The organism is Achromobacter sp. Root565, from assembly GCF_001427425.1.
In the GTDB taxonomy this organism is placed as follows: Bacteria; Pseudomonadota; Gammaproteobacteria; order Burkholderiales; family Burkholderiaceae_B; genus Achromobacter; species Achromobacter spanius_D.
Map to the genome: position 1 here is coordinate 1,728,259 of NZ_LMGO01000001.1, position 25,273 is coordinate 1,753,531.

Consider the following 25,273-nt stretch of genomic DNA (forward strand, 5'->3'; position numbering starts at 1 on the left):
CGCGGGCCGGCGGTCCGTTGGCCGGACTGGCCATCGCGCGCCGGATCATCCATTACAAGAACATGGCGAAAATCCTACTTATCGCGCTCGCCGCCGCGTTGCCCGTTGCCGCGTCGGCTCAACCCAGCGGCGAGGACGCTGCGCGGATCGCCGAGATCGGCTGGGTGTTGTACGTGGGCGCGGCGGCGATCTTCGCCGCGGTGGCCGCGGTGCTGGCGCTGGCGATGTTCGGTCCCGCGACGCTGCGCCGCCGGCTTTCGCGGACCGGGCTCATCGTCGGCGCGGGCATCGCGTTTCCCGTCGCGGCGCTGACTGCCCTGCTGATCTACGTGCTGACACCTTCCCCGTCGGCGGCCCGGGACGCGGCATCGTTTGCCGCGCGCATTGAAGTCACCGGCGAATTGTGGTGGTGGCGCGTGCGCTATCTGGATGCGTCGGGGGGCTTGCTCTTCGAGACCGCCAACGAGATCCGCATTCCCACGGGAAAGCCGGTGCAATTCCTGCTCAAGTCCGACAACGTGATCCACAGTTTCTGGATTCCCGAACTAGGCGGCAAGCTCGACATGATCCCCGGCCGCGTGAACCGGATGCGCGCGCTGGCCAGGACCCCCGGCACGTTTCGCGGCCATTGCGCCGAGTATTGCGGCGCGCAACACGCCCAGATGCTTTTTGACGTGCAGGCGGTGGACGCGGGCGCATTCGAGGCCTGGGTGCAGGCGCAACGCCAGCCGGCACGCGCGCCCGGACCCGAGCTCAAGCCAGCGGCCGAGCTATTCACGCAAGCGTGCGCGCAATGCCACACGGTGCGCGGCTCGGCGGCACTCGGCACGCTGGGACCGGACCTCACCCATGTGGGCAGCCGCCCCTCCCTTGCGGCGGGCATATTGCCGAACAACGTAGGCGCGATGGGCGGATGGATTGCCGGCAGCCAGCAGATCAAACCTGGCAATGGCATGCCCTCCTTCGACCAATGGCCGGGCGAGGATCTGCGCGCCGTGGCCCGTTACCTGGAAAGCCTGAAGTGACGCGCCAGACATCCCCGACCGAGCTTCCCAACGCGCTGCCGCGGCCCGAAGGCGAACTCGAGCAGCTCGAACGCGCCTGGAAGCGTCCCACGGGATGGCGGGCGCTCACGGTGGTCAACAACACGTCCATCGGCCTGCTGTACATCGGCACCGCACTGCTCTTTTTCATCCTGGCCGGCGTACTGGGGTTGATGATGCGAACCCAGCTCGCCGCGCCAGACAACAACCTGATCGGCCACGAGCTTTACAACCAGCTCTTCACCATGCACGGCACGGTGATGATGTTCCTGTTCGCGGTGCCGGCCGTCGAGGCGGTAGCCGTACTGCTGCTTCCCAACATGCTGGGCGCGCGCGACCTGCCGTTTCCGCGACTGTCGGCCTACGCCTATTGGGCCTATGCAATCGGCGGGCTGGTGTTCTTCTGCAGCCTCTTCGTGGGGCTCGCGCCCGACGGCGGCTGGTTCATGTACCCGCCGCTGACCAGCACCAAATACTCGCCCGCGGTGAACGCCGACCTGTGGCTGCTGGGCATCGGCTTCATCGAGATCTCGGCGATTGCCGGCGCCATCGAGCTGGCCATCGGCATCCTGCGCACGCGCGCCCCCGGCATGACGCTGGACAAGATCCCGGTGTTCGCCTGGGTGATGCTGGTGTTCTGCGGCATGGTAATCATCGCGTTTCCCGCGGTCATCGTGGCCACTGCGCTGCTGGAGCTGGAGCGCGCGTTCGACATGCCGTTCTTCATTGCCGATCGCGGCGGCGATCCGCTGCTGTGGCAGCACTTGTTCTGGTTCTTTGGCCACCCGGAGGTCTACATCATCTTCCTGCCCGCCGCCGGCATGGTGTCGATGATGATCCCCGCGATGACCGGCACGCCGCTGGTCGGTTATCGCCTGGTGGTGCTGGCGGTAGTGTCCACCGGATTTCTGAGTTTCGGGCTGTGGGTGCATCACATGTTTGCCACGGGCATTCCGCAGTTGTCGCTCAGCTTCGCGTCGGCCGCGAGCATGGCGGTGTCGGTGCCGACTGCCATCCAGATATTCGCCTGGATCGCCACCATTGCCGCCGCCGTCCGGCTGCGCCCGCTCAAGACGCCTACGCTGTTCATCCTGGGATTCTTCTTTGTGTTCGTCATTGGCGGCCTGACCGGCGTGATGGTGGCCGTCATTCCGTTCGACCTTCAGGCGCACGACACCTACTTTGTGGTTGCGCACCTGCATTACGTACTGTTCGGCGGGATGGTGTTTCCGCTGTTCGCGGCGTTCTACTACTGGACGCCCTTCATCAGCGCGCGGCGGCTATCCGAGCGGCTGGGCCGCTGGGCCTTCTGGCTGATGTTCGTGGGCTTTAACGTCGCCTTCTTTCCGATGCACTTCACGGGGCTGGCCGGCATGCCGCGCCGCGTCTACACCTACGCCGAAAGCCAGGGCCTCGGTCCGCTGAACCTGCTGTCGACCGTGGGCGCCTACCTGATCGCCGCGGGGGTGCTCGTTTTCTTGATCGACCTGGCGCGCAACTTCCGGCCGACCATCGACAACAATGCGGGCAATGTCTGGGACGCCGGCACGCTGGAGTGGCTGCCCAGCGGCAGCTACGGGCTGCGCAGCGTGCCCACGGTGACCAGCCGCGAGCCGCTGTGGGATCAGCCCGGCCTCGAACGGCAGGTCGCCGACGGCCAGCATTACCTGCCCAATTCGCCGGCCGGCCTGCGCACCACGCTGGTGACCAGCGCGCTGGAAGCCCGCCCTGATTACGTGCTGCCGTTGCCCGGCCCCGCGTGGTCGCCGCTGCTTGCCGCCGTGGGCACCGCCGGTTTCTTCCTGCTGCTGACCTTCAAGCTGATGACGCTGGCGGCGGCGTTTGGCGTGCTGGCCGTTGTGGCGCTCTGGCGCTGGCTGTGGGACGCGGATACCAGCCCGGACTACCCACCGGTGGACATCGGCGGCGGCCTGCGGCTGCCCATGATGTGTTCGGGCAGCGTGTCGCATGCGTCGTGGGCGATGGTGATGCTGCTGATCGTGTGCGCCAGCATCTTCGGATCGTTGCTGTTCAGCTACCTGTTCCTCTGGACCACGAATCCGCAGGCCTGGCCCGCGGCCAGTGTGCTGCCCTCACCGGGCTGGCCAATGCTGTCGGCCGTCATGCTGCTGGCTGGCGCGGGCCTTGCCGCGGCCGCCGCGCGGCTGATGACGCAAGACCGGCAATCGGCGCTGCGCGGATGCGTCGCCGGCGCGGCGCTGTTGCTGGCCGCGGCGCCCGCGCTGGACCTGATCGTGCACTGGCAGGCCGGCCTGCGTCCCCAAGCCACCGCCTACACGGCAGCAACGTATGCCGTCGCGGGCCTGCAGGCGCTGTTTGGCGGCCTTTCCGTCGTGATGGCCATATTTACAGTGGCGCGATCAATGGCGGGAAGACTCAGCCCCACGCGCCGCGCGGCGTTCGACACCACCCGGGCGATGATGAATTACACCGTGGCGCAAGGGCTGATCGCGCTGGCGCTGCTGCACGCCTTTCCGCGGCTGACGGGATAAGCCATGAGAACGCGCTTCTCGGTCGAACTGCTGTATCTCATCGCCGGCCCGCTGATCTGGCTGGCGCACTTTCTGTTCATCTACATCGTCAACGCGCTGGCCTGCGCCCGGTCGGCGTTGACCGGCCTGTGGCTCGGGCTGCCGGTGTCGTCGTGGATCATCGTAGCCGGCAGCGCGGCGGCCCTGGCCGGCATGGCGCTGGCCGCCTGGCGCCAGCGTGCGCGGGTGCGCGCGCAGGGCGCGCCGCCCTTTCATGCCTGGCTTTGCGCCGCGCTGTGCGGGCTGTCGGCCGTGGCGGTGGTCTGGGAAACGCTACCGGTTTTCCTGATGGCAGCGTGTCTCTGACCGGATGCACCACGTACCGCGGCGGCGGCAGGCTATTCCGCCCACTCCGGGTCGCCAGTGAACACCACTGTCAGCCAGCGATCGGGGCTGTCGGCGCCAAGCGCCTCCCCGATCTCGTCGCGCAGGCTGTCCCACTCGCCGATGCCGCGCGCGGGCGTGTCGGCCGGCACGATGAAATACAGTTCGATTTCCTTCGATCGGCCAACCTTAGCGACGTACGCGCGATACGACGCGAAGCCATGGCGCTGCACAAAGGCCTGCGCCACCGAGTCCACGTGCAGTTTCAGGTCGGCAGGCGTGACCAGCAGCATCTCGGACAACGCCTGGCGGATGACCGATAGCGGCAAGGGGATGATCACGGCGCACACCACCGCCAGCACGGCCGGGTCGATGTAGGGCGAAATCCATTCCCAGCGGGTGCCCTGCACCCCGAACCCGATGCAGAACGCCACCAGCAGCGCGGCTGTGATGCTGGCCGACATGATCCAGCCCTTCAGGTCCATGTGCAGGAATGCCGACCGGATCCGGCGGTTGGCGCGCGCCTCGGCCAGCGCGATCGCCACGCACGCGGTGAGGGTCAGCACGGCATAGACAAGCGCCAGGCCGAATTCCAGATCGCGCCCCCCTTTCAGCAGGCTGCTGACCGCATTGATGAGCGCGTAGACCGCCACGCCGCTTAGCAGGATGCCGTTCAGCGCGAGCACCATGGGTTCCAGGTGCCAGAAGCCCATCGTGAAGCGCTCGCGCAGCTTGCGCGGCAGTTGCCGGGACGTGGCGTAGGAGGTGATGAGCCGCACGACCACCAGCGACAGCGCGCTCATGCTGGCGTCGACCAGCGAATAGACCCCATCGAAGACGATGGAAAACGATCCCGAGGCCACGCCAAAGCCGATGCCGATGACGGCGATGCAAAGTGTGACCGCGATGGATATCCGCAACACGCCCTGCTCCGAGCGCAGGTCGAACAATGCCGTTCGCGAGGTCATGGATCCTCCGATGGGGACTGATCTGGCGACACGATAACCGCATCGACCCCTGGGCGGTGCATGGCGCGGCGAGGCGGATCCGACATGAAGCATCAGGTTTATCTGGCACAACCTACTAAACGTAGGCTACGATTGGTAGGTTATCCCATTGAATCGAAGGAAATCGCCATGCACGCGCTCATCGTTGTTGCTCACCCCGATGCGAAGTCCCTCACGCACGCCATCGCCCACCATGTCGCGAACGGGGTCGCGCAACAGGGCTCAGAAACAGGACCGCTGCATTCATACGAGGTGGCGGACCTGGCCGCCGAAGGCTTCGACCCCCGCTTCACCCAGGCCGACGTGGACCTGCACCTGACCCGGTCTAACCCGCCCGCTGACGTGACCGCCGAACACGCGCGCCTGGATCGGGCCGACGCGCTGGTGCTGGTCTATCCCGTGCACTGGTGGTCGTTTCCCGCCTTGTTGAAAGGCTGGATCGACCGCGTCTTCACCAATGGCTGGGCCTATGACGCCAACCCCGACGGCAAGGTGGTCAAACGCTTGCAGCGGCTGCAGGTGCATCTGGTCGCCAGCGGCGGCGCCGATATGCGCACGTATGCGCGGCACGGTTACTTCGGCGCGATGAAGACGCAAATTGATCACGGTATCTTCGGCTACTGCGGCGCGCGCGTGGCAACATCCGATCTGCTGGTGGCGTCCGACGCCGGATACCCCGAAGCGCACCTGACCGCCGCGCAGGCCATCGGCCAGCGGATCTTTGCCCCGCAATCGTGATTGCCCGACCTCGAAGAGACCCTTGATGACGTCCCAACCCGCCCCCCGCCGCCGGCTGTCCAAGGACGCGCGGCAACGCCAGCTCATCGACGTGTCGTGGGCGCTGATCCGCGACGAAGGCACTGACGCGTTGACGCTGGGCCGTCTAGCTGAGCAGGCCGGCGTCTCCAAGCCCGTCGTCTACGACCACTTCGGCACCCGCAACGGGCTGCTGGCGGCGCTGTACCAGGATTTCGACCAGCGCCAGACCGGAATCATCGACGCCGCCATCGCCGCCAGCAAACCCACGCTGAAAGACAAGGCAGACGTCATCGCCACCCGGTACGTGGAATGCGTGTCGGCGCAGGGGCGTGAAATCCCCGGCGTGCTCGCGGCGTTGAATGGCTCCCCGGAACTGGCCGCCGTGAAGACGCAGTATCAGCACGCGTTCATCAGGAAATGCCGGGACATCCTGGCGCCGTTCGCTGGCCCGCATGGCGTTTCCCTGGCCAGTCTGTGGGGCATGCTGGGCGCGGCCGACGCGCTGTCGCAGGCGGCGGTCGCAGGCGAGATCACGCAGCAAGCCGCCCGGGACGAGCTCTTCCGGATCATTGTGGACATGGTGAAACACGCGCTCCCCCCGGACAAATAGGGTTCCGCTGGGCCTATCTTGCCGCCGCAAGCCGTCAGCACGCCCGCCTATGGACGGTCGATCAACGCGGCGCAGGCGTCCGCCAGATCGTCGAAGCAATGCAGGAGCACATCCGGCGCAAGGTCGACGGCGGGGATTTCCGTATACCCAAAGTCGACCAGCACCAGCGGCGTGCCGGCCCCGCGCGCGGCGCCCGCATCGGTGTCGGCATCCCCCACCATGACTGTGCGAGCCAGATTGCCACCCACGGCCTGCACGGCCTCGATCAAGTGTGCGGGATTGGGCTTGGCCGCCGACACCGCGTCGATGCCTACCACGCCGTCGAACAACCCCGCCATGTGCAACTTGGTCAACAGGCTGCGCGACAGACCCGTGGGCTTGTTGGTGCACACAACCAGCGTGGCGCCCGCCGACCGAAGCGTTTTCAGGGCGTCTATTACCCCAGGAAAAGGCCGAGTGTCATCGGCGATATGGTCACTGTAGTAGGCAATGAAGCCGCCAAACAGCGCGGCCGCGCGCGCCGCCGGCTCGGGCTCGCCAGCGCTTTTCAGACCGAATTCCAACAACCACCGTGCGCCTCGGCTGACGAAAGGCCGGCCCCGTTCGTAGGGCAAGGGCTCGTAGCCGTGCGCGACCAATACGGCATTTACCGACCCGATCAGGTCGGGGGCCGACTCGACCAGCGTTCCGTCGAGATCGAAGGCAATGGTGGCCCCTGCCAGGGCAGTCAAATCGGTCATGGTCGGCTCCGCTTTGGGTCTGGCGGTCGACCAGACCCAAAAACATAGCTTAGCGCTGCGCGGCCTTGCTCACACTAGCGTCGTGTCACTCGACCGACGCACCCGACTTCTTCACGACTTCCGCCCAGCGCGGGATCTCGGTGGCCATCAGATCCCGAAGCTCATCCGGCGTGCTGCCAACCAGTTCCATGCCCATCGTCTTGCCCAGTTTTTCCTGCACGTCGGGCTCTTTCAGGATCCGGGCAATCTCGGCGGCCAGCTTGTCCAGGATCGGCTTGGGCGTGCCTTTGGGCGCGTACACCGCCTGCCAGGACGCCATCTGGAAGCCCGGCACGCCGGCTTCCTGCATGGTCGGGATCTCCGGCGCGAGCGCGATGCGGTCCTTGGTGGTGACGGCCAGCAGCTTGAGCTTGCCGGTCTGCAGCAGCGGCAGCGCCGCGGTCATCTGGTCGAACATGAACGTCACCGCGCCGGACGAGACGTCCACCATGGCGGGCGGCGTGCCCTTGTAAGGCACGTGCGTGAGCGGCACGCCGATCATGCCGGCGAACAGTTCGCCGGCCAGGTGCGTCGAGGTGCCCGCCCCCGAGGACGCGAACGTGCGCTTGGTGGGGTCGCGCTTGAGCAGCGCGATCAGGTCGGCCACCGAGTTCACGCCCAGGTTCGGATCCACCAGCAGCACGTTAGGCAGGAACGCAATCAACGACACCGGCTCAAAGTCCTTCACCGGGTCGTACTTCAGGATCTTGTACAGGCTGGCGTTGATGGCATGGGTGCTGATCGTGCCGCCGAACAAGGTGTAGCCATCGGGCGGCGCCTTGGCGACGTAAGTCGCGCCGATGCCGCCGGCGGCGCCCGGCTTGTTTTCGACAACGACGTTCTGTTTCAGGCGGTCGCCCAGCTTCTGGGCCAGCACCCGGCCCACCACGTCGGTCGAACCGCCCACGGTGAACGGCACCACATAGGAAATGGGCTTTTGCGTGGGCCAGTCGGCGGCGCTGGCGGGCAACGCCAGCGTACCGAAGACCGCGCCGGCCAGAAGCGCGGCCAGCGCGCCACGTCGTTGCGTGTTCATGATTTGTCTCCTGCCTTGTTTTATAGGTATGTGTGGGGTGCCGGTCGTGCCGGCGGCTAGGCTCAGCGGCCCTGTTCTTTGCGCCAGGCGGCGAATTTGTCCTTCGTGCCCGGATCGGTCGGCGGGTACAGGCCCAGGATGGACGCGCCGCCTTGCACCTGGCTGGTCACGAAGTCTTCGAAGGCGGTCATTTCGACGGCCTCAAGGGCGATCTCGTCTGCCAGATGGGCCGGAATGACGACCACGCCTTCACGGTCGCCCACGACGATATCGCCCGGCCACACGGCCACGTCGCCGCAGCCGATGGGCGCATTGATGTCCAGCGCCTGGTGCAGGGTCAGGTTGGTGGGAGCGGACGGACGCTGGTGATAAGCGGGAAAGCCCATCTCGGCGATTTCCGGCGAATCGCGAAAGCCGCCGTCGGTCACCACGCCTGCCACGCCGCGCTTCATCAGGCGGGTGACCAGGATCGAGCCTGCGGAGGCGGCGCGCGCATCCTTGCGGCTGTCGATGACGAAGACCGCGCCTTCCGGGCAGGTCTCCACTGCGGCGCGCTGCGGGTGCGCACGATCTTCGAACACCTTGATCGTGTTCAGGTCTTCGCGCGCGGGGATGTAGCGCAGCGTGAAGGCCGGGCCAACCATGTTGGGCAGGTTGGCGTTCAGCGGGCGCACGTCCTGGATGAACTGGTTGCGCAGGCCGCGCTTGAAAAGCGCCGTGCACAGGGTGGCGGTGCTGACACCGGCCAACCTGGCGCGGGTTTCGGGATTCATTTGGGACACGATGGCTCCGGGTATTTGATCGTGGATCTAAAGAGGACGGGAATCAGAAGATGGCGGGTTCAGGCACGGGCGCGCCAAACTCCGTTTCCAGGAAATCGAGGTCGCAGCCGTCGTTGGCCTGCAGGATGTGCTTGGAATACATCCAGCCGTAGCCGCGCTCGTAGCGCTTGGGCGGCGGCGTCCAGGCGGCGCGGCGTGCGGCCAGTTCCTCGTCGCTGATGTTCAGATTGATGGTGCGGGCGGGCACGTCCACGGTGATCGTGTCGCCGGTCTTGACCAGCGCCAGCGGGCCGCCGATGTAGCTTTCGGGCGCCACGTGCAGGATGCAGGCGCCGTAGCTGGTGCCGCTCATGCGCGCATCGGACAGGCGCAGCATGTCGCGCACGCCCTGCTTGACCAGCTTGGTCGGGATCGGCAGCATGCCCCACTCCGGCATGCCCGGACCGCCCTGCGGGCCGGCATTGCGCAGGATCATGATGTGGTCGGCGGTGACGTCCAGGTTTTCGTCCTCGACGGCAGCCTTCATGCTGGGATAGTCGTCAAAGACCAGCGCGGGGCCGGTGTGGCGCAGGTATTGCGGGGCGCATGCGCTCGGTTTGATGACGCAGCCGTCGGGCGCGATATTGCCGCGCAGCACGGCCAGTGCGCCCTCGTCGTAGATCGCCTCGTCCAGTTTGCGGATCACGTCGTCGTTGTAGACCTCGGCGCCGGCGATGTTCTCGCCCAGCGTCTTGCCGGTGACCGTCATGGCCGACAGGTCCAGGTGGCGGCCCTGCAACCGCGACATCAGCGCCGGCAGGCCGCCCGCGTAATAGAAGTCTTCCATCAGGTAGGTGTCGCCGCTAGGCCGGATGTTGGCGATGACGGGCACCTTGCGGCTGGCCGCGTCGAAGTCGTCCAGGCCCACGGCGCAGCCCGCCCGGCGCGACATGGCGACCAGGTGGATGATGGCGTTGGTGGAACAGCCCATCGCCATGGCGACGTTGATGGCGTTCTTGAAGGACGCCACGCTCAAGATGCGCTGCGGCGTCAGGTCGTCCCAGACCATCTCGACCACACGCCGGCCGCACTCGGCGGACATGCGCATGTGATTGACGTCCGCAGCAGGGATGGACGAGGCGCCCGGCAGCGTCATGCCAATGGCCTCGGCAATGGCGGTCATGGTGCTGGCGGTGCCCATCGTCATGCAGGTGCCGTAGCTGCGGGCGATGCCGCCTTCCACTTCGGTCCATTGTTCCTGCGTGATCTTGCCGGCGCGGCGTTCGTCCCAGAGCTTCCAGGCGTCCGACCCGGAACCCAGGATCTTGCCCTTCCAGTTGCCGCGCAGCATGGGACCGGCCGGCACGTACACGCACGGCAGGCCGGCGCTGATGGCGCCCATGATGAGTCCCGGCGTGGTCTTGTCGCAGCCGCCCATCAGGACGGCGCCGTCCACCGGGTGGCTGCGCAGCAGTTCCTCGGTCTCCATGGCCAGGAAGTTGCGGTACAGCATCGTGGTCGGCTTGACGAAGGATTCCGACACCGAGATCGCGGGCAGTTCCACCGGAAAGCCGCCCGCCTGGAACACGCCGCGCTTCACGTCTTCGACGCGCTGCTTGAAGTGGCTGTGACAGGGGTTCAGGTCGGACCAGGTGTTGATGATGGCAATGACGGGGCGCCCCGCCCAATCGTCCGGGCCGTAGCCCATCTGCATCATGCGGGAACGGTGGCCAAAGGAGCGCAGATCGTCCTTGGCCATCCAGGCAGCGCTGCGCAAGCTTTCGTAGGTGCGTTTCATGGGATACGAGGGGATGCGGAGTGAGAGTCAAAGCATTTAAACACTAATACATTAGTGCGTCAGCTAGGTGAAAACCCGCTACACTGCGGCATTCGTTATCAGCCCTTCCCCACGCGGGATTCGACACGCTTACCTGATGCAAAGCCAGAAGCTCAGACTGGATCGCTCCCGCCACGCGGCACCCCAGGTTTTTGAACACCTGCGGCGCCAGATCATTTCGCTGGAACTCGTTCCCGGCGCGCCGCTGTCGCGCGTCACCCTGGCCGAGTGCTACGGCCTGAGCCAGACCCCCATCCGCGACGCGCTCATGCGGCTCGCCGAGGAAGCCCTGGTCGAAATCTATCCGCAGCACACCACGGTGGTCAGCCGGGTCGACATTGCCGCCGCGCGGCAGGCGCATTTCCTGCGCCGCTCGCTGGAACTGGAGATCGTCCATCTGCTGGCGCAGCGGCCCGATCCGTTATTGCTCCAGCGCCTGCAATCCTCCATCGACCTGCAGCGCGCCGCCCACGCCAGCGGCGAATACCAGCAGTTCATCAACGCGGATCAGGCGTTTCACCGCGACATGCACGAAGCCGCGGGCGTGGCCAGCCTGTGGGAGATGGCGCAGCGCTACAGCGGCCACCTGGACCGGTTGCGCCGACTGCATCTGCCCGAAGCCGGCAAGGCGGAACGCATCCTGGACGACCATCAACGGCTGTTGGACGCCATCGCCGCGCAGGATCCGGCCCGGGCGCAGCAGGTGCTGCGCGAGCACCTGTCCGGCACGCTCAGCCAGGTGGCTGAAATCTGCAAGCGTTATCCCGATTACGTGGTGGCCGATTAGCCTAGTGCGCGCCGTGCACAAGCCGTGAACCAACGGCTGATTGGCGGACGGCTGATCGCCTAGACGGGGGCCTATCGCAAAGGCGGGCTCAATCCAGCGGATACCGCTGAATGACGGTCTTGCCGCTGCGTTCGGCAAGCGACAGCAAGGCGTCGCCGGTCTGGTCCAGGCCCAGCAGCCCGCGCTCCTGCTCGTGCGACAGCTGGAACGGCCGCCAGGACCTGCCCTTGTCGCGGCTGTAGAAGTAGGTCTTCGTGTATTCGTTGCCCGAGAACAGTTGTTCGGCGTAGGTCTTGATGACCCACGCATTGCGGCCGAACCACGCCTGTCCGATCCACGACTTGGCGCCGCGCACATCGGGCGAGCGCGACCGCTTCACCCAGGACATGCCGCTCTTGTCCAACTGGTAGATGGTGTCGCCCTCGGTTTCGAAGACGGGCTGATCGCGTGTCAGCAGCGCGTGGGCGTCCTGGGCAGGCACCCGGGCGACGTCCGGCGTGATGCGGAACGCCGGCGACGCGCCTTCCTGGAATTGCACCTCGAAGCGGCGCGTCTCGATCAGCTCGGGCGCGTCCTGGCCTTCGGGCCGCACGCGGGTGCGCCAGCTCCAGCCCACCGCGCGCGTGTCGTCCAGCGGATAGAGCGACCAGCCATAGCCAAGTTGCTCCGGGCCATAAGCCTTGCGGTCCCGCTCCGCCGTCTCGGCAAACTTGCGCTCAAATGCCGCCGAATCCGGCCACACCTGCTCTTTCAGCCGCGTCGCCGACCACCGCTTGGCGCCATCGCAGCTATACAGCAGACGCACGCCGGTCTCGTGGTTTTCCAGGGCAATCGCCAACCGGTCGGTGAGAAAGGCTGTGTGCAGCTGCGGCACGCCCAGCGTCACGTCGGGATCGTAGGTCCAGGTGACGCCCAGGTCGTCGGAGCGCAGCGCATCCCAGGCAGCGGGCTGGTCGCCTTCGCCCGGACTGCGCAGGGTGCTGGTGACCAGATACAGCGGCTCGCCGCCGGGCGCGCCGATCAGGGTGACGCCGGTATCGCCGCTGACGGAGGCCAGCAGCTCGAACACGCCGGTGCCCCGTCCTCCATAAATGAGGTTGCGTGCATCGGAGGTGGAACGGCCAGTCTGCAGCATGGTCAGGGCCAGATCGCCGTGGCCATGCGCCATGGCGGTGATGGCGCCGGTCTGCGCGAGCTGGATGCGCTGCTTCTGCAGCCGATCTTTCAAGGCCGGGATCTGCGTGTCGAGCACGGGCGCCTGCGCCAGGCCGTCAATGTCCTTGGCGGTGACCAGAAGCTGGCCGGTCAGCAATTGGCGTTCGCCGTAACGCTGGATGGCAACGCGCGAGTATGACGCCAGCGCCGGGCCGTTGAGTTCGCCGACGACCTCGCTGCGCGGCAGCGGATCGCCCATCGGGATGATCTGATAGATGCCCCGCGCCAGCACGGCGGCCGAGAGGACCGCCAAGCCGGCGGCCACGAGTCTGATGGTCTTGGGTCCAGGCATCCCGGGCATAATGCCAGCCCCCCACGCCGCCAGCCACATTTATCGAACGGACAGAACTATAGCGCGTTGCGCCTGGTTCTCTATACTGGCGTAACGCACGCTCACGTCTTACCGGACGCGCGCCCCTACCCCGACACCACGGAATCGCCCATGACCGCAAGGCCTCCTTCTGCCCTCCTCGCCCTGGCCCTGTTTGTCGCGGCGAGCGCCGGCACGCTGGCGCATGGCGCCGCCGCCAACGATCCAGCCTGGGTTCCGGTCGACCCGCAGACGATGCCCGGCGTGTTCTACGACAGCAATTCCATCCGCACCGTGTCCGAAAGCCCCACGGTACGGGCGGTGACGGTGGCCTGGTTCTACGCCCAGCCCCGCATCTCCGAGGCCAATGGCCAACCCTATGGCTCGGTGACCCAGCCCATCACGCTGAACTGCGGCGCCAACACCTATACGGTCACCGAGGTCTTGCACCACGCCGGCAACGACGCCACCGGGGCAATCGTCGAATCCATCCCCGTGGCGGGCATCCGCAACGCGCCCGTGACGCGCGACCCGGTGCAGCGGCGTCTGCGGGACCTGGTGTGCGAGGCAAACGGCAAAAGCGCGCGCAAGTAGCCGCTACTGCCCTCGCCAGTACCGGTACAACGCCCGGGCGCCGGCATCCAGCAAAAAGCCCAGCACGCCGATCATCAGCACCATCGCCATCAGTTCCGAATAGGCCAGCCGGTCGCGCGTGTCCAGAATGAAATACCCCATGCCGGCCGACACCCCCAGCATTTCGCATGGGACCAGGACGATCCACAGGATGCCGATCGCCAGCCGCACGCCGGTCAGGATATGGCCCATCACGCCGGGCAGGATGACGCTGCGCAGCGTCTCCCAGCGGGTCGCGGCCACGCTTTGCGCCAGTTGCAGCCACCGCGGATCAAGCTGCTGCACGCCAGCAGCTGTGTTCAGCACGATCGGCCAGACCGCCGCGAATGCCAGCAGGAAATAGACGGGATCGTCGCCCACGCCAAACACCATGACCGCGATCGGCATCCACGACAGCGGCGAGATCATGCGCAGGAATTGCATGGCGGGCGATGCGGCCGCTTCCAGCCGGCGCCAGCTTCCGATCGCCAGGCCCAGCGGCACGCCGATCGCCAAGGCCAGTCCCAATCCCACCGCGATCCGCCGCAGGCTGACCAGGATGTGGGCAGGCAAATCCGAGCTGGTGAGCAATTCGCCAAGGCTGACGAACGTGGGCCCGGGCGCAAAGCGCCGCGCCATGCCGCCCGTCGGCGCCAGGACCTCCGTGCCCAGCCACCACAGCACCAGCAGCAGGCCCAACCCGCTCAGGCCGAGCGCGTAGCGCGCGCACAGGCCCAGGCCCGCGGCCGTCTTGGGCCGGTAATGCGCCGCGGACCGCCGCGGGGCTTCGGGCGGTGCCTGCGCGTCGTGCGGTGCCTGCGCCACCGACTCGCGTCCCGTCACGCCTGCACCATCTCGGTCCGGCTGTAGGCATCGGGAAAGCCGAAGCGCGTCAGGCCCCCGGCCGATTCGATTGCCCGTCGGACAAAGCGATCGTCCACCAGCTCGGCCGCCGCGCGCGCCGGATCCAGGTCAGCCAGGAAGCCGCGGTCCGCCTCGATCAGCGTGTCGCGCAGCCGCCGCACCAGTTCCTCGGTGTAACTGGGAAACGGATACGGTTGGAAGTCGATGCGGCGTTCATCCCAATCGGCGTGCCGGATCGCGCCGCTGGCCAGATACTGCTCGCGGTCCTCGGGCGGCGGCGCCAGCACCTTGGTCAGCGCCGGCAGCGTATGCGGGGTGTAGCGGTTGATCCCTTCCTTGGACAGCAGCCGCGCTGTCTCGGCCCGGTTGTCGCGGATCCAGAGCTGCGCCTGCACGATGGCGTCCACCACCTTCTGCGACCATTCCGGCCGCTGCGTCAGGTCGCGCTCGTGCATGAAGACGACGCAGCAGGCGTGGTTGCGCCAGATGTCGCCCGTAAAGCGCAGCACCTTGCCCACGCCCAGGGTTTCAGCCGCCGCGTTGAACGGCTCGGCCACGATGTAGCCGGCGATGCGCTGCTGCGCCAGGGCGGGCGGCATGTCCGCGGGCGCCATGACGACCAGGTTCACTTCATTGGCGGCCGGCGCGCCGTCCTTGCGCGACACCGGCGTCAGGCCGTTCTCGCGCAGCAGGTACTGCAGCATGACATTGTGGATGGAGTACCAGAACGGAATCGCCACCGTCTTGCCGCCCAGGTCCTTCACGGCATTGACGGCGGGCGCGACGGTCAGGCCGGAGCCGCCCACGTGGTTCCAGGCCACCACCTTGGCGGGCACCTTGCTGCCAAAGCGCGCCCACACCGTCATCGGCGACAACAGGTGCACCACGTTCACCTGACCCGAGATGAAGGCTTCAATCACCTGCGCCCAACTGCGCAGCAGCACGGGCTTTTCGGCCTTGACGCCCGCCTTGTCGAAGAGCCCATTGTTATGCGCCACCAGCAGCGGCGCGGCGTCGGTGATCGGCAGATAGCCGATGCGCACGGGTGCATCGGGCTCGGACTGTGCCCGGGCGTTGAAGGCCGACAGCAGGGATGCAGCGCCGCCGGCGGTCAGCAGGGCCGAGAGTTTCAACCAGTCGCGACGCGACATGTGTTCAAGGCACATCAGAAAGCTCCTAGCGGGGTTGGTCAGACTGGGTCGTGGTTAGTCAGGCAAGCACGGCATCGCCGCGCGTGGCCCGCAGCGCGGCGCGCAAGCGGGTAAGGATCTCCAGGCGCAGCGCGCCCATTTCCGGCAGCAGGTCGGCGCGCGGCTGCGGCAGGTCCACCTGCCACACACCCAGGATGCGGCCGGGCGCGCCGCCCAGTAGCACGATGCGGTCGGCCAGCAGCAGCGCTTCGTCGATGTCATGCGTGATCAGGACGGCCGCCGTCTGGAAGTCGGCCACCACCTTGCGCAGCAGCTCCTGCATTTCGCCGCGCGTGACCTCGTCCAGCGCGCCAAAGGGTTCGTCCAGCAGCAGCACCGACGGCTGACGCGCCAGGCACCGCGCCAGCGCCGTGCGCTGCGCCATGCCGCCCGACAACTGGGCCGGCCGCAGATGGCGCGCGTGCGCCAGTCCCACTTCGTCGATGGCCTGCGCCACGCGGGCGCGGCGCTGCGCATCCGTCAGCGCCGGCTGATGCTTGAAATCCAGTCCGAAGGCGACATTGCGCTCCAGCGACAGCCAGGGCAACAAGCTCGGATCCTGAAACGCCACCGCCACACGCGGATGCACGCCCGTGAGCGGCGCGCCCTCCATCAGCAGCGTGCCCTCGGTGGCAGGCTGCAGGCCGGCCAGAACACGCAGCAGGCTGGATTTACCGGCGCCGCTGGCGCCCAGCACGGCCACCACTTCGCCGCGCGCCAGGTCCAGGCCGACGCCTTCAAAGACGGCGGCGTTCGCACCGGGGTAGCGCAGCGCCAGATTCCGGGCCTGTAGCACCGGCAGCGGCGCCGCCGTCATGAGGCAGCCTGCGCGGCAAGCCGGGCCTGGCGCTTGGCCAGTTCGGTCTTCAACTGCACCAGGCTCGGCGTCACGATGGGCAGAAACGCCGCTTCGCGCCAGCGCCGCGCAAAGCCTGCGCCCCCGGGTTTCAGGTAGGCCGCGCCGCCGCTGGCTTGCAGCTCAAGCTGCACCGCCGCATTGGCGGCGTCGGCCAGCGCGATGCGAATCTCGAACAAGGCCCACGGCTCGGTCACGAAGCGCTGGCTGCGCACGCCGGCAATAAGGCTGGCCGTCAATTCCTCGAGTTGCGCGGACAGCGCCTTCAAGGGCTGGCCCAGGATGCCGCGCGACGCCTGCCCCTGCCCCGCTTGCCCGGCTGCCTGCAACGCCCTGCGCGCCAGGCCTATCGACAGGCCGCATTGAAGGCCGGCGAAGGCAGGACGCGCGCCCGGCAGATATTGCCGCGCGTCGGGGTGGATCAGCCATTCGGGACCGATGCGCACGCCGCGCACGTCCAGCGCGGCGGTGTTGCTGGACTGCAGGGCCAGCAGCGACAGGTCCGCGCTGCGCTCCAGTCCGGCGATATCGTGCGGCAGCGCGACAACCGCCGGCGTGCCGTCGGGCGCGGTGACCGCCGCCGCAACGAGAAAGCCCTGCGGACGCAGATTCGTCACCCAGGGCATGCGGCCGTCCAGCGCCCATTGCCCGTCATCGCCCTGCGCCGCAATCTGCAGCGATTCGATGCCGCTCAGGAACTTCATGGCGTTGGATAGCGCGGTAGCGCCCGCCAACTCGCCGGCCAGCAGCGGCGCCAGCCAGCGCTCGGTCAGCGCCGCATTGGGGCTGGTCAGCAAGTATTCGATGAAGACGCGCTGCCCCCACGCGACAAACGCGCTGGCAACCGACAGTTCGGCTACCTGCGACACCGCTTCGATCGCATCGCCGATATCGGTGCCGGCCAGGCCGCCCTTCGACTCGGGCACGCCAATGCGGAACAAACCCGCCGACGCCAGCCGCGGCAGCACCGTGGCGGCGTCAAGGCTGCCCTCGTCCAGCGCGTCGGCATGCTGCGTGAGCCAATCCCGCAGGTCTTGCGGCAGGATCGCGCCGCCGGCCGGTGCTCCGTCGTCGTGCTGCCGGGTTGCGGTTTGCGCCGTCATTGCGCGCCGCTCCAGGCGTATTCGCTGAGCTGTTCGTTCAAGGGGGTCTGCGCCAGGTTGTTGGCGAAGTTGCAGATCGTGGCCAGGCCCACGCCCAGGATCACCTCAAGCGCGTTGCCCTCGGTGTAGCCCGCGTCGCGCAAGGCCTTGAGTTCCGCGTCGTCGACACGGCCGCGCGTGCGGATCACGGCCTGCGTGAATGCCGCCAGCGCCTGCAACCGCGCGTCGGGCAGCGTGCCCTGCGCGCGCAGCGCGTCCACGACTTCGGGTGACAGCTTGGCCTTGTTGCGCGCCAGCGCGGTGTGACCCGCCACGCAGAAGGTGCAGCCGTGCAGCGTGCCGGCCACCAGTTGAACGACCTCGCGCTCCTGCAGCGTCAGGCCGGCGCGCGCATTGATCTGCGACAGCGTCTGATAGGCCTCGAGCGCAGCGGGTGCGCCCGCCAGCACGCCCAGCAGGTTGGACAGATATCCCGAGCCCTTCTCGGCCGCGGCCAACGCCGGGCGGGTGGGTTCGGGCGCGCTTTGCGCGGTGTGCACGGTCAGACGGGCCATGAATATCTCCGTAGGGCTAGCGAATGAAAACATCATTGTGCGTGCAGCGCCCCGCAAGCGACAATGCACGAGGATCGCAACTTGATGCTCGATCTTATCGACTTTCAGCTATGCGCATATAACCGAATCGCACCTTGACCCCAGATTCCTCCCTTACCGATCAAGCCGCCGTGGACGCGGTGCTGCTGTCCAGCCTGGAGGTGCAATCCAGTCTTTATCACCTGGGCCAGTATTGCGGCAACTGGACCGCCAGCACCAGCGGACGCGCCCGCGCCAGTTTCCACCTGATCCTGCACGGCCGCTGCCGGGCAGACATCGCATCGGGCCAGGAATCGCACACGCTGGCGGCGGGCGATGGCATCTTCTTCCTGCGCGACGTCGCCCACGTGTTGACGCCCCTGCAGCCGTCCGCCACCGCCAGCGCGGCGTGCGGCCCGATGCAGCCGCTGTCGCCCCGTCAGCCCGACGGCACGGGCCTTGCCTGCGGGTTCTTCCAATTTCGCCCGGGGCTGGCCGACCTGCTGGCCGACACACTGCCCGACTATCTGCTGCTGCGCGCGGACGACGAACGCTTTCGCGCCGCGCGCGGCGTGTTCAATCTGATCCTGGACGAGACCACGCGCGCGCCGTCTGCCTCGCCCGTCGTGCTGGAGCGCCTGACGGATCTGCTGATCTTCTTCATGCTGCGCCACCTGGCCATTCAAGACCGGCAGGCGCATGGTCTTTTCGTGCTGGCGCGCGATCCGGCCATGGCCGGTCTGCTGCAGGCCATCCTGGCTGAGCCCGCCGCGCCCTGGAGCATGCAGGACATGGCGGATCGCGTTCATATGTCCAAGGCCACCTTCCACCGCCGCTTCACGTTGCAAAGCGGCACGACGCCGGCGCAGCTATTGCAGTTGCTGCGCATGCGCGTGGCGCGGCGGCTCCTGGACCAGGGCATGGGCATACAGGAGGCCGCCGAACGCGTGGGCTATCAATCCCAGGCCGCATTCAGCCGGGTGTTCCAGCGCACGGAAGGCGTGGCGCCGTCCGCCTTGCGGCGGCGCCGTCCCACATCGGTCTGACCGGTTTCCAGCCCGGTGCGGGCGTCGCGCCGGGCGCTTACACCTGTGCCAGCGCTTGTTCCAGATCGGCGATCAGATCGTCGATGTGCTCGATGCCGATGGACAGGCGCACCGTTTCCTCGCGCACGCCAGCCTTCTTCAATTCTTCTGCATTGAGCTGGCGGTGCGTGGTGGACGCCGGATGCGTGGCCAGCGACTTGGAATCACCGATGTTGACCAGGCGCGTGAACAGCTGCAGCGCATCCTGGAAGCGCGCGCCGGCATCGCGGCCGCCCTTCACGCCAAACGTGAAAAGGCCTGGCACCTTGCCGCCCAGGTACTTCTTGGCCAGCGCATGGTCCGGGTGATTCGGCAGGCCCGCGTAATTCACCCATTCGACCTTCGGATGCTCGCGCAGGTAGCTGGCGATCTTGACCGCGTTCTCCACGATGCGGTCCACGCGCAGCGCCAGCGTCTCGATGCCTTGCAGGATCTGGAACGAGTTGAACGGCGAGATCGCCGCGCCGGTGTTACGCAACGGCACGACGCGGGCGCGGCCAATGTAGGCGGCCGGGCCGAAGGCTTCGGTGTACACCACGCCGTGGTAGCTGACGTCCGGCTCGTTCAGGCGCTTGAAGCGGGTCTTGTGCTCGGCCCACGGGAACTTGCCCGAGTCGATAATGGCGCCGCCCAGGCTGGTGCCGTGCCCGCCCAGATACTTGGTGAGCGATTGCACCACGATGTCGGCGCCGTGCTCGATGGGACGCAACAGGTACGGCGACGGCACGGTGTTGTCGACGATCAGCGGCAGGCCGTGGCGATGCGCCAGCTCGGCGAGCGCGGCGATGTCCGTGATGTTGCCGAGCGGGTTGCCGACCGACTCCGCGAAGATCGCCTTGGTGCGGTCGTCAATCTGCGCTTCGAAAGCGGCCAGATCGGACGGGTCGGCAAAGCGCGTCGTGATGCCGTACTGCGGCAGCGTGTGCGCGAACAGGTTGTAGGTGCCGCCGTACAGCGTGCTGGACGAAATGATGTTGTCGCCCGCCTCGGCGATGGTCAGGATCGCGTATGTGACGGCGGACTGGCCCGAGGCCAGCGCCAGCGCGGCAATGCCGCCTTCCAGGGCCGCCACGCGCTGCTCCAGCACGTCGGTGGTCGGGTTCATGATGCGGGTGTAGATGTTGCCAGCGACCTTCAGGTCGAAGAGGTCCGCGCCGTGCTGCGTGTCATCGAACGCGTAAGCCACCGTCTGGTAGATGGGCACCGCCACTGCGCGCGTGGTCGGATCAGGGCGGTAGCCGCCGTGGACGGCCACGGTTTCCAGACGCCAGTTGGGCTTCTTCGATTCAGTCATCAGTCTCTCCGGTAATACGTGATTGAAAATTCAGATCAGGCCGCAAATGCGCGCACGGCGCGCACGATGCGTTCGATGTCTTCATGGTTGTTATAGGCGCCTACGGACAGCCGCACGTAACCATACTCCACGACGCTCGCCACGACACCGGCCTGCGTCAAATGCGCCAGCGCGGCAGCGGGGTCGGTCACGCGCAGCGCCGTCGTCGTGCTGCGCACGTCATCGCCCGGCGGCGACACGACCTGCGCGCCAAGGCTGCGCAGTCCCTCGCTCAGCGCCTGCGACAGTTCGAGCACCCAGGGCTCGATGCGCTCGGGCCGGGCCTGTTCGATCAGGTCCAGCGCGCCCGTCCAGCCGGCGATGCCGGGGTAGTTCAGGTTGCCGGTTTCCAGCCGCCGCGCGTCGCTGGTGTCCGACACCGCCGCCTGCCATTGCAGACCGGACTTGTCCAATGTGGTCACGCCAGACGGGCCGATGTAGAACGGGTCCAGCGCATCGAGCAGCCGTGACGACACGTGCAGCAGCCCCACGCCCAGCGGACCCAGCATGCCCTTGTGCGCACCGCATGCAAAGGCGTCGACGTGCCAGTCGTCCACCTGCGCGCGCAGCAGGCCGGCGCCCTGGATCCCGTCCACAACCAGCCAGATGCCGCGCTCCGCGCAGCGGCGCCCTAATTCCTGGATGTCGATACGCAGGCCCGTGCCGTACTGCACCCACGACACCGCGATCAATCGCGTGCGGGCGTCCACGTGCTGCCAGAGGTCATCGACCGTGAAGCGATGCGCGCGCGCCTGCGCCACGCGCACCTGCACGCCTCGGCGCCGCAAATTCAGCCACGGCAAGGCGTTTGACGGATGTTCCTGATCGTCGACGATCAGGTTGTCTCCCTCCTTCCACGCCAGTCCCTGCGCGACCGTGTTCAATCCCTCGGTGGTGTTCTTGGTGAACGCCAGCCGGTGCGCGTCGCCGCCGATCAGCCGGGCCAGCCGCACGCGCAAGGCGTCGGCATCACGCAGCCATTGCGGCTTGTCGCTGCGAGCATGCGTGATGCCGTCGAAGAAGTCCGCCACCGCGGCCGACACGCGCGGGGACAGGGGGCTGGTGTACGCGATGTTGGCGTACGCCTTGTCGCGCGTGATGGGAAACAACTGTCTGAATTCGTCCTGCCAAGTCATGCGCAACCCACTCCGCCAGACCATCTGGCATGCGGGCATTCTAGGTATATGACGCGCATCTGGATAAGGCTTAGTTTTCATATTGATATGAGTATTAAGTCGCTCGGCAAACCGTGGCCCACCCATAGAATTCGTGCCTCTCTTGCACACAACAATCATGGGAACAGCATGCGTTTGATTCATCTATTCAAGGCCGCGGGCGTGGCCGCCGCGTTCGCGCTGGCCGGTGCATCGCAAGCCGGCACGGTTGACACCATCAAGAAGCGCGGCGAACTGGTGTGCGGCGTCAGCCAAGGCTCGGCAGGCTTGTCGATTGCCGACAAGCAAGGCCGCTGGACCGGCCTTGACGCCGACCTGTGCCGCGCGCTGGCCGCCGCCGTGCTCGGCGATCCGGAAAAGACCCGCTTCGTGCCGCTGAGCTCGCAGCAACGCTTTCCGGCGCTGCAGTCCGGCGAGATCGACGTGCTGAACCGCAACACCACCATCACCTCGGGCCGCGACGCCGGGCTGGGCATCGCGTCCGCCGGCATCGTGTTCTACGACGGCCAAGGCTTCCTCGTGCCGCGCAAGCTGGGCGTCAAGAGCGCCACCGAACTGGAAGGCGCGCAGGTCTGCGTGCAGCCCGGCACGGTGAATGAACAGAACCTGGTCGACTACTTCAAGAAGAACAAGCTCAGCTATCGCCCGGTCGTCATCGAGAACCTGGTCGAACTTGAACAGGCCTTCTACGCCGGACGCTGCGACGTCTACCTGTCGGATGCCTCCACGCTGGCCGCCAGCCGCGCCGCACGCGCCAGCAAGCCGGACGACTTCGTCATCCTGCCCGAGCGCATCAACAAGTCGCCGCTCGGCCCCTTCGTGCGCCAGGACGATCCGAACTGGGCCGCCATCGTGCGCTGGACGGTCAACGCGCTGGTCGCCGCCGAAGAGCTGGGCATCACCGCCAAGAACGCCGATAGCCAGGCGCAAAGCACCGACGCGCAGGTGCGCCGCCTGCTTGGCGTGGACCCCGGCATCGGCAAAAGCTTCGGCCTGGACGAAACCTGGGCCAAGCAGGCGATCAAGGCCGTGGGCAACTACGGCGAGGTGTGGGACCGCAACCTGGGCGCCGCCACGCCGCTCAAGCTGGAACGCGGCTTGAATGCGCAATGGAACAAGGGCGGCCTGCTGTACTCGCCGCCGTTCCAGTGATGCGTATCGCTCGACTTCTGCCGCACGGCTTGCCATGACCGCCACCACGCTCCCGTTCCCGTTGACTGCCCCGTGGCGCCGCTGGCTGCCAGCGCTGGCGTGGATCCTGGGACTGGGCAGCTTGGCCGCCATTCTGGTGCTGCACATCGAATCGGTGCAGGCGGCGCGCGGTATCCACGGCGGATTCGGCTTTCTCTTTCAACCGGCGGGATTCCGCATCTCCGAAAGCCTGCTCAATGTCACGCCGGAAGATCCCTACTGGATGTCCCTCGCGACAGGACTGGTCAATACGCTGACCGTCGCCGTGGTGGCGATTCCGCTGGCGACCATCCTGGGCGTGGGCCTGGGATTGCTGGGGTTGTCGTCCAACTTGCTGGCGGCGCGAACTGCCGCCCTTGTCATCGCCCCGCTGCGCAACACCCCCGTGCTGTTGCAGCTGTTCGTCTGGTATGGACTACTGCTGCGACTGCCCGACCTGCGCCAGGCCTGGTCGCCGCTGCCTTCCGTGCTGCTGTCCAATCGCGGCTTGGCCTTGCCCGCGCTGCATGGCTGGTTGCCCTATGCGGGTGTGGCCCTGGCCGCGCTGGCGCTGGGCTGGCGCGCGCGCCGCCGCTGGTCCGGTTCGGCGCAGGCCCCCGCATTCGCTGCCGCATCAACTGCGGTGTTAGCCGCCGCCGCGATCGCGTGGACGCTATTGCCGTCCATGCAGATCGACCTGCCCGTCAAGCGCGGGCTCGGCTTGCACGGCGGCTGGCAACCCAGCATCGAGTTCGCCGCCTTGACCATCGCCCTCGTGGTCTTTCACGCCGCCTACATTGCCGACATCGTGCGCGGCGCGGTCCGTGCCGTGCCCGTGGGACTGGTCGAAGCGGGCCAGGCCATGGGCCTGACGCCACTCAAGGTGCTGAGGCTGGTGATCGCGCCCTACGCCACGCGCGTCGCACTGCCGCCCTACGCCAACCAATGCCTGGCGCTCGTCAAGAACAGCACGCTCGCCATCGCAATCGGCTACCAGGAACTGATGGCCGTCATCAACACCGCCATCACGCAAACTGGGTTGGCGCTGGAAGGCATTACGCTTGCGGTGGCCATTTACCTGACGCTGGCGCTTTGCCTGGGCGGCGGGCTGTCGGCCTGGAATGCGCGCCATACGCGGCACGGCCCAGGCGATACGCACGGGGCGCGGCTGGGTGACCGCGCGTTCTGGAATGGAGCCGGCGGCAAGGCCAGAACGCTGAGCGGCCAAGCGGTGTCGGCCGTCCTGACATTGCTGCTGGTGGCCGTGGCCTGGTCGCTGCTGGACTGGGCCGTGCTCCGTGCCGTGTGGTCGGGCGACCCGATGACCTGCGCAGATATGACGGGAGCCTGCTGGGCCGCCGTCAGCGAAAACCTGCCGCTGTTGTTCTACGGCACCATGTCCGAAGCGCACCGGGGTCCCGCGCTGGTGGCGTGCCTGGCGCTCTTGGCCGCCATTGCCGTCGCCCTGGGCGCACGCCGCGCGCCGCCGCACCTGCGCATTGCCCTGTTAACCACACTGTTTGGCATTGCCGCGGCCGCGCTGACCGGCTGGCCGTGGGGCGGCGACTTCATCGGCCCTCAACGCTGGGGCGGATTGCTCGTCACGTTGATCCTGGCAATCGCGGCGCTGGTCGCGGCCGTGCCGCTTGCCTTTGCGCTCGCCCTGCTTCGCCGGTCCGGCAGCCCTGCCGGATCATTGGCCGCCGCCGGTCTGATCGAAGCGGCGCGCGGCGTGCCGCTGGTGACGCAGCTGCTGTTCGCGTCCTTTGTGCTGCCCATGCTGCTGGGCGGCGGTGTGTCGAAGTTCAGCATGGCGTTGACTGCGCTGACCCTGCATACCGCGTGTGTGCTGGCCGAAGTACTGCGCGGCGCACTGCAGGCGATTCCTCCTGGGCAAATGATGGCGGCACGCGCATTGGGAATGCGTCCCGCGCTTGCCTATGCGTGCGTGATCTGGCCGCAGGCCCGCCGCATTGCCGCACCCGCCGCGCTGGGCGTCTTTGTCGGCGCGATCAAGGACACGTCGCTCGTCAGCATCATTGGCGTGTTTGACGTGCTGGGCGCTGCCAAGGCGGTGGTTGCGGGAACCGATTGGCGGCCCTATCACGTCGAGGTCTATCTGGCGGTGGCGCTGTTGTATCTGTCCGCCAGTCTGGCGTTGTCGCGGGTTGCGCGCCGCATGGAAGGGCGCAGCTGAAATTGGCGGAAGGCCGGACACGAACCGTATGCCCGGCATCAAAGCATTCCGAACGCGGGCCGCATGTAAGTCCTTTCGGGCGCGGTTTAGGAGTTG

At 67.0% G+C, this 25,273-nt stretch carries 23 protein-coding genes; 10 read left to right on the forward strand and 13 right to left on the reverse strand.

Annotation, left to right across the window (positions count from 1 at the left end; genetic code table 11):
* Positions 1-62: 62 nt before the first annotated feature.
* Genes ASD71_RS07735 through ASD71_RS07745 form a run of 3 tightly spaced genes read left to right on the forward strand, consistent with a single transcriptional unit; the run spans position 63 to position 3,901 of the window.
* Positions 63-1,025 carry a c-type cytochrome gene (locus tag ASD71_RS07735; RefSeq protein ID WP_056566569.1) on the forward strand — a complete coding sequence of 321 codons (963 nt, stop codon included), beginning with the start codon at positions 63-65 and terminating at the stop codon, positions 1,023-1,025.
* Complete coding sequence (locus tag ASD71_RS07740; protein ID WP_056561695.1) at positions 1,022-3,556, forward strand: cbb3-type cytochrome c oxidase subunit I; 2,535 nt, start codon at positions 1,022-1,024, stop codon at positions 3,554-3,556. Before ASD71_RS07735 ends, ASD71_RS07740 begins: the two co-directional genes overlap by 4 nt.
* Before the next feature lie 3 nt (positions 3,557-3,559).
* Positions 3,560-3,901, forward strand: coding sequence for a hypothetical protein (locus ASD71_RS07745; protein WP_056561698.1), 342 nt, complete (start codon positions 3,560-3,562; stop codon positions 3,899-3,901).
* A gap of 32 nt (positions 3,902-3,933) precedes the next feature.
* On the opposite strand, the gene ASD71_RS07750 is transcribed toward ASD71_RS07745, so the two are convergent.
* Positions 3,934-4,887, reverse strand: coding sequence for a cation diffusion facilitator family transporter (locus ASD71_RS07750; protein ID WP_056561700.1), 954 nt, complete (start codon positions 4,885-4,887; stop codon positions 3,934-3,936).
* Between the two features lie 168 nt (positions 4,888-5,055).
* On the opposite strand from ASD71_RS07750, the gene ASD71_RS07755 reads away from it, so the two are divergent.
* Together ASD71_RS07755 and ASD71_RS07760 are read left to right on the forward strand one after the other, a co-directional pair.
* Positions 5,056-5,664, forward strand: a complete 609-nt coding sequence (locus ASD71_RS07755) for an NAD(P)H-dependent oxidoreductase (protein ID WP_056561703.1) — start codon at positions 5,056-5,058, stop codon at positions 5,662-5,664.
* 25 nt (positions 5,665-5,689) lie between these two features.
* Positions 5,690-6,295 carry a TetR/AcrR family transcriptional regulator gene (locus tag ASD71_RS07760; protein WP_056566572.1) on the forward strand — a complete coding sequence of 202 codons (606 nt, stop codon included), beginning with the start codon at positions 5,690-5,692 and terminating at the stop codon, positions 6,293-6,295.
* A gap of 47 nt (positions 6,296-6,342) precedes the next feature.
* Here the strand turns inward: ASD71_RS07760 and ASD71_RS07765 are convergent, their stop codons facing one another.
* The 4 genes from ASD71_RS07765 to araD form a co-directional block, all read right to left on the reverse strand.
* Positions 6,343-7,035, reverse strand: a complete 693-nt coding sequence (locus ASD71_RS07765) for an HAD-IA family hydrolase (RefSeq protein ID WP_056561704.1) — start codon at positions 7,033-7,035, stop codon at positions 6,343-6,345.
* 85 nt (positions 7,036-7,120) lie between these two features.
* Complete coding sequence (locus ASD71_RS07770) at positions 7,121-8,110, reverse strand: tripartite tricarboxylate transporter substrate binding protein (protein ID WP_056561705.1); 990 nt, start codon at positions 8,108-8,110, stop codon at positions 7,121-7,123.
* Positions 8,111-8,172: 62 nt separating this feature from the next.
* A complete protein-coding gene (locus ASD71_RS07775; protein ID WP_056561707.1) occupies positions 8,173-8,883 on the reverse strand; it encodes a ribonuclease activity regulator RraA in 711 nt (236 codons plus the stop codon).
* Between the two features lie 52 nt (positions 8,884-8,935).
* On the reverse strand, positions 8,936-10,669 hold the full coding sequence (gene araD / locus ASD71_RS07780) for an L-arabinonate dehydratase (RefSeq protein WP_056561709.1): 1,734 nt from the start codon (positions 10,667-10,669) through the stop codon (positions 8,936-8,938).
* A gap of 136 nt (positions 10,670-10,805) precedes the next feature.
* Between araD and ASD71_RS07785 the strand changes: the two genes are divergently transcribed.
* A complete protein-coding gene (locus ASD71_RS07785; protein ID WP_056561710.1) occupies positions 10,806-11,495 on the forward strand; it encodes a GntR family transcriptional regulator in 690 nt (229 codons plus the stop codon).
* Between the two features lie 88 nt (positions 11,496-11,583).
* On the opposite strand, the gene ASD71_RS07790 is transcribed toward ASD71_RS07785, so the two are convergent.
* A complete protein-coding gene (locus ASD71_RS07790) occupies positions 11,584-13,002 on the reverse strand; it encodes a hypothetical protein (protein ID WP_056561711.1) in 1,419 nt (472 codons plus the stop codon).
* A 150-nt stretch (positions 13,003-13,152) separates the two neighbouring features.
* Here ASD71_RS07790 and ASD71_RS07795 point away from each other — a divergent pair, with 150 nt between their 5' ends.
* Positions 13,153-13,614, forward strand: a complete 462-nt coding sequence (locus ASD71_RS07795) for a surface-adhesin E family protein (RefSeq protein WP_235512043.1) — start codon at positions 13,153-13,155, stop codon at positions 13,612-13,614.
* 3 nt (positions 13,615-13,617) lie between these two features.
* Here ASD71_RS07795 and ASD71_RS07800 read toward each other — a convergent pair whose 3' ends face one another.
* From ASD71_RS07800 to ASD71_RS07820, 5 genes are read right to left on the reverse strand one after another with little or no spacing between them, the layout of a single operon-like run.
* A complete protein-coding gene (locus tag ASD71_RS07800; RefSeq protein ID WP_200949367.1) occupies positions 13,618-14,475 on the reverse strand; it encodes an ABC transporter permease in 858 nt (285 codons plus the stop codon).
* Positions 14,472-15,662: an ABC transporter substrate-binding protein gene (locus ASD71_RS07805; protein ID WP_056561712.1), complete on the reverse strand. Its 1,191-nt coding sequence runs from the start codon at positions 15,660-15,662 to the stop codon at positions 14,472-14,474. Before ASD71_RS07805 ends, ASD71_RS07800 begins: the two co-directional genes overlap by 4 nt.
* A gap of 43 nt (positions 15,663-15,705) precedes the next feature.
* On the reverse strand, positions 15,706-16,503 hold the full coding sequence (locus ASD71_RS07810) for an ABC transporter ATP-binding protein (RefSeq protein WP_056561714.1): 798 nt from the start codon (positions 16,501-16,503) through the stop codon (positions 15,706-15,708).
* Positions 16,500-17,645, reverse strand: coding sequence for an acyl-CoA dehydrogenase family protein (locus ASD71_RS07815; protein WP_082578826.1), 1,146 nt, complete (start codon positions 17,643-17,645; stop codon positions 16,500-16,502). Before ASD71_RS07815 ends, ASD71_RS07810 begins: the two co-directional genes overlap by 4 nt.
* The gene (locus ASD71_RS07820) at positions 17,642-18,199 is read right to left on the reverse strand and encodes a carboxymuconolactone decarboxylase family protein (RefSeq protein ID WP_056561716.1); all 558 of its coding nucleotides are present in this window, start codon (positions 18,197-18,199) and stop codon (positions 17,642-17,644) included. The genes ASD71_RS07815 and ASD71_RS07820 overlap by 4 nt, the downstream gene beginning before the upstream one ends.
* Positions 18,200-18,333: 134 nt before the next feature.
* On the opposite strand from ASD71_RS07820, the gene ASD71_RS07825 reads away from it, so the two are divergent.
* Positions 18,334-19,263, forward strand: a complete 930-nt coding sequence (locus ASD71_RS07825; protein WP_056561719.1) for an AraC family transcriptional regulator — start codon at positions 18,334-18,336, stop codon at positions 19,261-19,263.
* A 37-nt stretch (positions 19,264-19,300) separates the two neighbouring features.
* Here ASD71_RS07825 and ASD71_RS07830 read toward each other — a convergent pair whose 3' ends face one another.
* Together ASD71_RS07830 and ASD71_RS07835 are read right to left on the reverse strand one after the other, a co-directional pair.
* Positions 19,301-20,596, reverse strand: coding sequence for an O-acetylhomoserine aminocarboxypropyltransferase/cysteine synthase family protein (locus ASD71_RS07830; RefSeq protein ID WP_056561721.1), 1,296 nt, complete (start codon positions 20,594-20,596; stop codon positions 19,301-19,303).
* Between the two features lie 35 nt (positions 20,597-20,631).
* Positions 20,632-21,771 (reverse strand): aminotransferase class V-fold PLP-dependent enzyme, encoded by a 1,140-nt coding sequence (locus ASD71_RS07835; protein WP_056561723.1) that lies wholly within the window; start codon positions 21,769-21,771, stop codon positions 20,632-20,634.
* A 168-nt stretch (positions 21,772-21,939) separates the two neighbouring features.
* Between ASD71_RS07835 and ASD71_RS07840 the strand changes: the two genes are divergently transcribed.
* Both ASD71_RS07840 and ASD71_RS07845 read left to right on the forward strand, forming a co-directional pair.
* The gene (locus ASD71_RS07840; protein WP_056561724.1) at positions 21,940-22,962 is read left to right on the forward strand and encodes an amino acid ABC transporter substrate-binding protein; all 1,023 of its coding nucleotides are present in this window, start codon (positions 21,940-21,942) and stop codon (positions 22,960-22,962) included.
* A 34-nt stretch (positions 22,963-22,996) separates the two neighbouring features.
* Positions 22,997-25,177, forward strand: a complete 2,181-nt coding sequence (locus ASD71_RS07845; protein WP_056561726.1) for an ABC transporter permease subunit — start codon at positions 22,997-22,999, stop codon at positions 25,175-25,177.
* The last annotated feature ends 96 nt before the right edge of the window (positions 25,178-25,273 follow it).